We start from the raw sequence: 689 nt of genomic DNA, 5'->3' as shown, positions 1-689 counted from the left end.
AAGGGAGGTGTGCGATGAATATCTACGAGGATCAGAATACTGAAACGACCTTCGATGAATTGACGGCCCTGGTGGAACAACTGGTGATGAGTCTGATGGCGGCCAGCCTGCGGAACATCATCAACACGCATCAAGCGTACCAGGATATGGCTGATTCCAGATCACATCCGAAAGAAGAAGAACCTTTTTAACACTACCACCGTGACCGGCGAGTGCCGGTCACGGTGTGACAAAAGTCCATTGATGTGACAATCTATCTAATGGTTCCATATAGTTAGACAATCTATGGCCATTTACTGGGGCAAACAACAATACGACTAACATCTACGCTGAGACTGACCTCGAAACCAAAGCGCGGGCTTTGGCCACCTGTGCCCCTGACACAGGGAGCAAGGTGAAGCCCTGGCGAGACAAACCCGGCCTGATGGAGTTTCTCCGCGGGTTGTAACCGGGAACTTATGTGGCGCCCAAATGTCTTTCGACGGCAAGCTATCAAGCCCCCGAGGCAAGGCGCCACATATTTTTTTGCGCCACATACTGGTAGGGAGAATAAGGGAGGGTTGTCTTGTGCTCAATGGCCAGCCTGGCCAGCCCCTGGCGGGTCTCCTCGGCGAGCATGGCAGCTCCATTGTCGGTCAACAGAGCCCGGGGCAGACCCCGTTTGAGGAAGGCCTGGGTTAGGCCGTGGA

General features: G+C 54.0%; 1 protein-coding gene and 1 pseudogene. One reads left to right on the top strand and one right to left on the bottom strand.

Features of this window, described 5'->3' with window-relative positions:
- On the top strand, positions 1-191 hold a 191-nt coding region (locus ICT70_RS14810), incomplete at its 5' end, for a hypothetical protein (RefSeq protein ID WP_224747099.1).
- A 307-nt stretch (positions 192-498) separates the two neighbouring features.
- Here ICT70_RS14810 and ICT70_RS14805 read toward each other — a convergent pair.
- Positions 499-689 (bottom strand): annotated as a pseudogene (locus tag ICT70_RS14805) (integrase catalytic domain-containing protein); the annotation flags it as partial.

The sequence above is a fragment of the Pelovirga terrestris genome (genome assembly GCF_014773365.1).
Taxonomy (GTDB): domain Bacteria; phylum Desulfobacterota; class Desulfuromonadia; order Desulfuromonadales; family Geopsychrobacteraceae; genus Pelovirga; species Pelovirga terrestris.
Note: the sequence above shows the minus strand (reverse complement) of the source record. Positions and strands in the feature narration are given on the sequence as shown.